Here is an 8011-nt window from a genome sequence, read left to right as displayed (position 1 = left end):
GGCCCTCCCTCGGAAGGGAGGGTTTGGGTGGGTGCGACAACTAACAGATGAGGATGAAGCCAGAATGACTTATAAATTAATTGCACTTGATGTAGATGGAACACTGCTGAATGATCATCATGAACTTACCGAATGGACTCAGGAGACCTTGATCCAAGCTTCCCGTCAGGGAGCAGAGATCGTTCTGTGTTCAGGTAGAGGTCCTGCCAACACGATTCCTTTTATGGAGCAGATGGGACTGGATGGATATGTGATTACGCATAATGGCGCCGTAACGGCGCAAGTCGATACCCGTGAGGTGGTTCATCATTTTGCATTAGATGGGCAGGGACTGGAGCCGATCATATCCTACTGCCGAACCAATGGAGTACATTTTGACATCAATACGGCATTTGGTCTGTATGTGGATCAACCGGAAGGTTTGGGTTTGCAGGTGCGTGAGATGTATTACAACTTTATGGCAGAGCCACTGAAGTTACCCAAGTGGGTTGACATGACAGAACCGCTGGCGAAATTCACTGCATTTGGTCCGATTGAACAGATGGATGCAGTGCTTCAGGAATGGTCTACTTGGAATCTGCCTTATTATATGACACGGAGTGGTGACTTTTTTATTGATCTGATGCATCCCGAAGCGTCCAAAGGCGCTGCGCTTAAAAGACTTGCCGAATCAAAGGGAATCATGCCTTCGGAGATCATGGCAATTGGTAACTACTTCAATGATATTACGATGCTGACCTTTGCGGGCAAAGGTATTGCCATGGATAACTCACCGGACGAGGTGAAAGCTGCTGCGGACGAGGTTACACTCTCCAATAACGAGCAGGGTGTGGCACACGCGATCCAAAAATATGTGTTATCCGTCTAACCTTACATCTTATATTTGATATGCACGGTTCCCTCATAATCTACCGTCTTTAGGGGCATCCTAAGAGAATAACTTTAGGAATGGAGGAGGACGCGTGATGAATTATGATGTGGAATTGGTTGCAGACCTGCGGACATCAGGTGGAGAAGTACAGGACGTGATGGTCAATGGTCAATATGCAGGCTCACTTTTCCTTGTGTACAGAGAAGGAGATCGTTTATCAGGTAGTCTTCAGATCGAGCAGGAGTCTCTGCCAGATGGTACAGAGGAACGTATCGTGGAAAAAGTACATGCCTATGTCCAATCTCTTGCAGATGCGTTGGAAGCTGCATATTATGAAGTGCTGGTTAGTTGTGGCTCATTACATTCGGTTCTGCATAAGCCTGAGTCAGAGACAGTGTGGCCGTCTGAAGATATGAATCATGACGAAGGCAGCTATGACGATATAGACAGCAGTGGAAGTATGGTAATTCCTGTTTCACAAGCCGAATCGTTTACATATGAAGATCGGGATCAGGTTCTGGAGATGGAAATGGTAAGCGCGGGACGCAGCATATCGACGTATATATTCAATGATGTCGAAGGGCAGGAACTTGCAGAAGCTTCCTTAAAACAATATGGCGCTGATGTACAAGGTGAAATACACTGGTATGACGAGCCGGAAGAGAATCAATTGGAAGCTGCGGCAGAGTTGCTGGTCAGAGAGCTGGATGAAGATATCATCGATACGATTACAATCCGCATGTGGCATCAGGGCAACGAACTTGAGACGCTAGAGTGGGTACATCGCGATTTCTCCGAGGAGTTTGAGGATACCGATGAATCGGATCTGAATGAGCTGGAAGCTGCTGAAGAAACATGTTATGTCATGTTGAAGCGTAAGGATCGGGAGTTCCGGGTATATGAGCTGTTTCTTCAGGAACGAGGTGGATTGCCTGTGGGAACAGCAACAATAGACACTTCTCATTCGGATCTTACGGGATACATTGATTACGAGGTTCCTGGTACCAGCATTCAGCGAAAGAGCCTGGTCGAAGTGTTGATGCAGGAGTTGGAAAAGGAAATGGAGTTTGATACCCTGCACCTGACGATGTTGTATCGAAATCAGATTATTGATGAAGCCAGAATGGATGGGTAAAAGGCAGCTGCCTTTTACCTTTTTTATGTTCTCATTTTGACGAAAAATCCATTTCCCGGTATAGTACCATTAGTTTAACAGAGATCAGGAAGCGGAGGAGAACAATGATGCACTCATTCAGGATCAGTAGCGAATATATTAATGATGGTTTTCAAGCGGTTCAGGCGAAGCCGGAAGATACGGAGGATGTGATGTCGCTGCTGGTGGAGACAGCCGAATGGTTACAGAGCCAAGGTTCCTCCCAATGGAACGCTTTGCTTAAAGGTGAAGATTCACATGATACGGCAGGGGCGATTCAGCGTGGAGATGTGTTTGTATTTAAAAAAGGAGCGGACGTAGCGGGGATGGTCATCCTTTTGGTTCAGCCAAGCCCATGGGATATTCATCTTTGGGGTTCAAAAGCTCATGTCGAGGATGGTGCAATTTATCTGCATCGGCTAGCGATTCGAAGAAAATATGCTCAGAGCGGTCTGGGACGGTCCATTTTGCAATGGTCCAGCAGCGGCATACATTTTGAAGGCAAACATACTGTTCGGTTAGATTGCGGAGTGAGCAATGCTACGTTGAACGCCTTTTACGCGCGGAACGGGTATACTTTTTTGGGAGAGACCGATGGTTACAGTACATATGAGAAGCCCGTGGAGGTATAAAGCTGAAATTCTGGTTATCCTTATCCAATGAATATGGTTGCGACAAGCGAGAGAAGTTGACTGCTGGATTAAAGCTTTTACTTCTGAGGGGAACGTTTCATGAATATGTTGTATATACGAGTTATCGTAATATAGATGTTCCGGCTTCCCTATGTCATAATGGATAGTAGAGCATTACGTAAGTTAGAAAGGGGGAAACTAACGGTGAAATTGCTGCAGGCGCTTTTCTTTCCTCCGGAGCAGCCCGGAGGTGTATCCTCTATGATTCCGTATATGCAAGAGAGATTTACAACCCCGAGGTGGGAAATGGATCTATTCTCGCTGCCAAAGCGAATTCGCAACAAGGGCAGAGAGGAAGTTCAGTTCGAAACGTTTGACTGGACGGAATATCAGGATAGTCCTGTTGTCCAAAAATATATACAAACCTATCGTGATTATCTTTGGTGGACCAAACTGCGTATTCAGAAGCCCTATGATCTGATCCATGCACACCACCCAATTGCGGGACTTGCGATGAAAACGGTTTTCCCGGATACACCCCTCATTCAGACGATTCACTCTAGTTATGAACGGGAATTAATCCTTAATGGACGCATTGAAACGGATGGACCGGAGCATCGATTCTTGCTTGCGATATATGGTGAGCTGGAACATCAGGCAGAGCGCCTCTTGACGGTGTCGGATTCGTTCCGTCGTTATCTGGCTCCCTATGTGAAGGAACCTGATGCCATCGGTGTGATTCCCAATGGATTTGATGAGAAGCGGTTTAAGCCGATTCCTCATGATAATGCGATACCACAGCTGGTCACGGTATGTAGGCTTGTTCCGGCGAAAGGGTTGGATATTCTTTTCAAAGCTTGTGCGGAACTGAAGGGCCGAGGTCATGATTATGTGTTACATATTATTGGAGATGGACCGATTCGTCCTGATCTGGAAGAATTGGCGCAACGATTGGGGATCTATAATGAGACCATTTTCTATGGTTACACGCTGCACCCTGAGGAATTCATGCCATTCTTTGATATTTTTGTACTTCCTTCACGGGCAGAAGCATTTGGTTCCGTCTTCGCTGAAGCGGCGCTGAGTTGTCTTGCCCTTGTGGGTACGGATGTAGGTGGTATACCGGAACAGATCGAGAACGGTAGCAATGGGTTGCTTGTACCGGCAGAAGATCCTTCTGCATTGGCTGAAGCGCTTGAAAAGGTGATGCTGGACCCGGCTTATCGTTATGAACTTGCCCGTTCAGCGTGTGAAAAAGCCAAGACACATTACTCGCTCGGCAGATCGGTCAATGAGTTGAAAAAGATGTATCTGCAGTTTCCTGACAAAGCCTAAAACGTAGAGCAAAAAGTGCGAGCCGCTGTGATAAACAGCGGCTTTTTGTCATGTTTAAGGAAAACGTGCCCGCGGTGACTTGTGGTTATGAGGCGAACGGATGCTCATCATTCATGAAGTACATCACCGTTTATACATTTTTGCGTCCACGAAAGGCGCCCCAGCGGTTTAATACCAATTTGGCTGCCCAGAACAGTGCCAAACTTCCGAAGATAGGGTAAAGGATGGACAGCAGGGAACTGAATCCAAACTGACTGAGTGAGTAACACAACAGCATAATGGTTAATGTAATGAAACGGGGGTGGACGCGTATATGTTGTCTCAGTTGCAAGGTCATTCCATAGATATCGGCTACAAAGGTACTGAATATTTCCATGAAAATAAGGGATACATATACAGATTGCACTGCCCATCCAAGTTGAAAGGCAATACTACCCATCGGGATTTCGAATTGGATGATGCCGGGCATCTGAGCTGACATGGCAAAATGAGCTGCCATCAGCATGAAACCAACGCCAATTCCACCCAAAACTCCACCCCACTTCAGTACATTCCGACTACGAATCTGGTTACCTACAGGCACAAGAACAGCTTGAGCCAGCGCCAGATTGAATGAAGTATACAACAGTGGAGACAGCCACACTTGAATAGGGTTTGAGTCTGTCGTCAGTGTGATGAATCGGGAAGCACCTGGATGATGGATGGTACTGGTAATCATGAGCAGAGATAACAGGAGCATCATGGGCACGACGATGCTATTCATTTGTAGGATGGCCTGAATGCCTCGACCGAGAAGCAGATATGTCCCTACAAGTGTGACGATCAGACCTGTCTGATAATGCATACCCAAATGTTCGACAAAAACGGAACCTGCTCCGGCCAGCATGACACTGTTCACACCAATGAGAATGAGAAGGGTCACCCAGGTGATCCATTTGCCTGCCTTGTGGCCAAATAAATGTTTGTTCAGATCCTCATAAGAGCGGGACCCGGTATCGTGAGCAATCAGCATCATTTTGGTACCTAACCAGACAAAGAGCATGGTGGATAAGCCTATGGTGATGGTGGCCCATTTGCCATACTGGGTAAAAAACTGCAAAATTTCCTGCCCTGTAGCGAAGCCGGCTCCGACAACCGTTCCGATGTATGTAAATGCGATCTGCAGCACCCGAAATGCCTGTTTCATGTGTTTCCCCTCTCAGGCCCCTGTTTAGTTTGGACATGCGGGTACCATGGTACAAGGTATGCTTGACCCACGAAAGTCATGACAATGAATAATGAGCTTTGGCTTGAATTGCGTCTCAAGGACAGCGCCCAGGCAATTTCGCTTGAACTTATAGATAGATATATGATACTTTTACCTCATAGGATAGGCTTGGGAGGTCAAATCATGGAATTATTGAAACAACGAATTTTACAAGAAGGTGTGGTTATCTCGGATCAAGTTTTAAAGCTGGATGGTCTGTTGAACCACCAGATTGATCCTGCATTAACGATGGAGATGGGGCGTGAGTTCGCTGCCCGTTTTCGTGAAAGTGGAGTGACCCGTGTAATCACGGTAGAATCCTCGGGGATTCCGGTTGCGTTTGCCGCGGCCTATGAACTTGGGGTGCCACTTGTATTCGCCCGTCGCAAAAAAACACTTCTGGCTGATCCTGATGCTTACTGTGAACGCGTACCGTCCTTTACCAAAGGAATTGTAACTGACATTATGGTATCTCGCGAGTTCATTCATGAGAATGACCGTATTTTGTTCATTGATGATATTATTGCCAATGGAGATGCCGCTCGTGGCGTCATCAAAATCATTGAGCGTTCCGGTGCGGAACTCGTCGGATTCGGCGTTGTGGTAGAAAAATGTTTCCAGGCAGGGGCACGAACGATTCGTGAACAGGGTATTCCGGTGGAAGCCTTGGTACGCATTCGTTCCCTGAACGATGGGACGGTACAATTTGACGATAACGAAATGTGACATTTTAAAGGAATAGGGCCTATTTTTTGAACTATGCCTTTGCATGGCCGCTAATTTCATTTATAATGGGGTTATGTTAGGGAGAGGAGGCAACACCATGGGGAACCAACCGGCAACAGAACAATTCTTTAATGATAAGCTGGCGGAATCGAAAGTTCATTTTGAACGTGCCCTGGATTGTAAACATACGGAATTCGATGACCTTTATCCCTATATGATTGAACATCCTCAATTTTTCTGGTACAAACGCTATGTTGCCTGGTCAGAATTACTGACGATTGTAGGCTTGTGCGAAGAGTTGTCCTTCTCTTGGAAAGAACAATTTACACCGCATCAAGTGGAGTACCTTGAAGAACGTGTGATGTCCGCCAAAGTGCTTGATTTTTGGTTCGAGAAGAACGACAGCAAAGAGCACGCGCAGCGGTAACTTTCAGTCGGGACATAATTTCGAATGACATGACAGTCCAATACAGTCACGTGAGACCTAAATGACATTTCATTTAGGTCTCTTTTTGTAAATAAATTTGGAATATAGGAGCCATGAAGATGATCAGTGATACAGAACTGGACGCCCTGCGTCTGTCAGGTGAGAAAGTAAGAGTAGTACGGGACGAGCTGGAATCTAACGATGTAACCGGGATTGTTGTTGCCTGGGATGGCGAGCAGGTCCTTATCCGGCGTCAGAATCGACGTGTAGTTAAGCTGGATCGCAGTTACAAATATCAGCTGTTCAGCGAGCCTCGCCAGAGTCCACTTGGTGAGTAGCAATCGCTTATAATTGAGCAGGGACGATGAGCGTTTAAATGTTTGGAATTACCATGATTTCTTGGCATAATTGACTCACTCGGGAGAGAAGATAGGTACAGTGAGGAAGATCTGTAACTATAGCCGAGAGGGTGTGCTACGAGCCATGACATTGATGAATGATAAAGTTCATGCCTACAAGGATCAGATTGGAGCATTAAGCGATGTACTGCCAGGTGTGGTGAAGTCATATCATGAGTTTACCGGAGAATGTTTCCAACCTGGCGTGATTGATGCAAAGACAAAACAGCTAATTGCGCTTGGTATTGGATTGTTTGCCAACAATGAGGTATGTACCTTCTACCATGTAGAAGAAGCCCGTGCCAAGGGAGCAACAGATCAGGAAATTATGGAGACCGTAGCCGTGGCCGGAGCTGTTGGAGGCGGACATGCCCTGTCTCAGGGTGCGATGCGAGTGCAGAAGGCGCTGCATTAAAAGCAATACAACATACTTTTTAAGTACAAAAAAGGCATCCGGTTAATAACCGATGCCTTTTTGTATGTGAATTACATTTTACCTAACATTTTATCATACATAAACTGTCCAGTTACCCGACGTGCTGTTACGTAACGATCATTGAAGTATGGATTCGATAACTTCGTGATGCTTACACCTTTACTGCTGGAGGCATGAGCGAATTGTCCGCCGCCGATATATACACCTGTATGTGAAATGCCTTTGCCCATCGTATTGAAGAACACCAGATCACCTGTGCGAATGTTGCTTTTCGATACAGGCGTACCTGCTTTGGCTTGCTGCTGTGAAGTACGTGGCAATTCAATGCTGTATTTGTTGAAAAGATATCTCATAAAACCAGAACAGTCGAAGCCGGCTACAGTCGTGCCACCCCATTTGTAAGGTATACCTGTCATGTTGTTCACTACGGAGTTGATACTGCTTGCCTCTGTGCTTGTTGCCCCGGATGTAAATAATACAGCTGCTCCAAAAATGGAGATAATCAGTTTTTTCAAAATCAATGTTCTCCCTTCGATGCCTACGGAGTTAGCTAAGGGTTCGGTAGAAGGTTCCCTATATTTCCTATGTATAAGAATAATTCACCCAAATTGGTTCCCCCGTTTTCAAACATGAAACTCGGCAATGAATAATTAAGTTTTTGTAACTATTTGAAACTATATTGCATAAATGCGTAATTGTCAAACCCATTTAAAACCCTTCGTAATACCTCAATGTTAGCGGAATTAAGGTTTTTATATGAAAGAAGGGATCAAGTTTGGGAATCATT

The 8011-nt window shown here is 45.8% G+C and carries 10 protein-coding genes and 1 riboswitch; of the genes, 8 read left to right on the top strand and 2 right to left on the bottom strand.

Features of this window, described 5'->3' with window-relative positions; genetic code table 11:
• Positions 1-64 precede the first annotated feature (64 nt).
• The 4 genes from FE296_RS10715 (at position 65) to FE296_RS10700 (ending at position 3991) form a co-directional block, all read left to right on the top strand.
• Complete coding sequence (locus tag FE296_RS10715; protein ID WP_036670159.1) at positions 65-868, top strand: Cof-type HAD-IIB family hydrolase; 804 nt, start codon at positions 65-67, stop codon at positions 866-868.
• Between the two features lie 97 nt (positions 869-965).
• Positions 966-2006 carry a hypothetical protein gene (locus tag FE296_RS10710; RefSeq protein ID WP_150364934.1) on the top strand — a complete coding sequence of 347 codons (1041 nt, stop codon included), beginning with the start codon at positions 966-968 and terminating at the stop codon, positions 2004-2006.
• A gap of 107 nt (positions 2007-2113) precedes the next feature.
• Positions 2114-2656: a GNAT family N-acetyltransferase gene (locus FE296_RS10705; protein WP_150364940.1), complete on the top strand. Its 543-nt coding sequence runs from the start codon at positions 2114-2116 to the stop codon at positions 2654-2656.
• Between the two features lie 204 nt (positions 2657-2860).
• Complete coding sequence (locus tag FE296_RS10700; RefSeq protein ID WP_150364933.1) at positions 2861-3991, top strand: glycosyltransferase family 4 protein; 1131 nt, start codon at positions 2861-2863, stop codon at positions 3989-3991.
• A gap of 130 nt (positions 3992-4121) precedes the next feature.
• On the opposite strand, the gene FE296_RS10695 is transcribed toward FE296_RS10700, so the two are convergent.
• A complete protein-coding gene (locus FE296_RS10695; RefSeq protein ID WP_150364932.1) occupies positions 4122-5177 on the bottom strand; it encodes a YkvI family membrane protein in 1056 nt (351 codons plus the stop codon).
• A gap of 204 nt (positions 5178-5381) precedes the next feature.
• Here FE296_RS10695 and FE296_RS10690 point away from each other — a divergent pair, with 204 nt between their 5' ends.
• The 4 genes from FE296_RS10690 to FE296_RS10675 all read left to right on the top strand — a co-directional run bounded on the left by FE296_RS10690 (position 5382) and on the right by FE296_RS10675 (position 7203).
• Complete coding sequence (locus FE296_RS10690) at positions 5382-5963, top strand: xanthine phosphoribosyltransferase (protein WP_124113961.1); 582 nt, start codon at positions 5382-5384, stop codon at positions 5961-5963.
• 97 nt (positions 5964-6060) lie between these two features.
• Positions 6061-6390 carry a hypothetical protein gene (locus FE296_RS10685; RefSeq protein ID WP_036609615.1) on the top strand — a complete coding sequence of 110 codons (330 nt, stop codon included), beginning with the start codon at positions 6061-6063 and terminating at the stop codon, positions 6388-6390.
• A 119-nt stretch (positions 6391-6509) separates the two neighbouring features.
• Positions 6510-6728, top strand: a complete 219-nt coding sequence (locus FE296_RS10680; protein ID WP_124113962.1) for a hypothetical protein — start codon at positions 6510-6512, stop codon at positions 6726-6728.
• Positions 6729-6873: 145 nt separating this feature from the next.
• The gene (locus tag FE296_RS10675) at positions 6874-7203 is read left to right on the top strand and encodes a carboxymuconolactone decarboxylase family protein (protein ID WP_017689352.1); all 330 of its coding nucleotides are present in this window, start codon (positions 6874-6876) and stop codon (positions 7201-7203) included.
• A gap of 71 nt (positions 7204-7274) precedes the next feature.
• On the opposite strand, the gene FE296_RS10670 is transcribed toward FE296_RS10675, so the two are convergent.
• The gene (locus FE296_RS10670) at positions 7275-7739 is read right to left on the bottom strand and encodes a C40 family peptidase (protein WP_124113963.1); all 465 of its coding nucleotides are present in this window, start codon (positions 7737-7739) and stop codon (positions 7275-7277) included.
• Between the two features lie 5 nt (positions 7740-7744).
• A riboswitch (cyclic di-AMP (ydaO/yuaA leader) is annotated at positions 7745-7876 on the bottom strand.
• Between the last annotated feature and the right edge of the window lie 135 nt (positions 7877-8011).

The sequence above is a fragment of the Paenibacillus sp. UASWS1643 genome (assembly GCF_008693195.1).
In the GTDB taxonomy this organism is placed as follows: domain Bacteria; phylum Bacillota; class Bacilli; order Paenibacillales; family Paenibacillaceae; genus Paenibacillus; species Paenibacillus amylolyticus_B.
This window is presented reverse-complemented; position numbering and strand designations above follow the sequence as displayed.

Bases quoted from the DNA above. Each gene is read 5' to 3' on its own strand.
- FE296_RS10715 (WP_036670159.1), top strand. From the start codon at position 65: ATGACTTATAAATTAATTGCACTTGATGTAGATGGAACACTGCTGAAT.
- FE296_RS10710 (WP_150364934.1), top strand. From the start codon at position 966: ATGAATTATGATGTGGAATTGGTTGCAGACCTGCGGACATCAGGTGGA.
- FE296_RS10705 (WP_150364940.1), top strand. From the start codon at position 2,114: ATGCACTCATTCAGGATCAGTAGCGAATATATTAATGATGGTTTTCAA.
- FE296_RS10695 (WP_150364932.1), bottom strand. From the start codon at position 5,177: ATGAAACAGGCATTTCGGGTGCTGCAGATCGCATTTACATACATCGGA.
- FE296_RS10690 (WP_124113961.1), top strand. From the start codon at position 5,382: ATGGAATTATTGAAACAACGAATTTTACAAGAAGGTGTGGTTATCTCG.
- FE296_RS10685 (WP_036609615.1), top strand. From the start codon at position 6,061: ATGGGGAACCAACCGGCAACAGAACAATTCTTTAATGATAAGCTGGCG.
- FE296_RS10680 (WP_124113962.1), top strand. From the start codon at position 6,510: ATGATCAGTGATACAGAACTGGACGCCCTGCGTCTGTCAGGTGAGAAA.
- FE296_RS10675 (WP_017689352.1), top strand. From the start codon at position 6,874: ATGACATTGATGAATGATAAAGTTCATGCCTACAAGGATCAGATTGGA.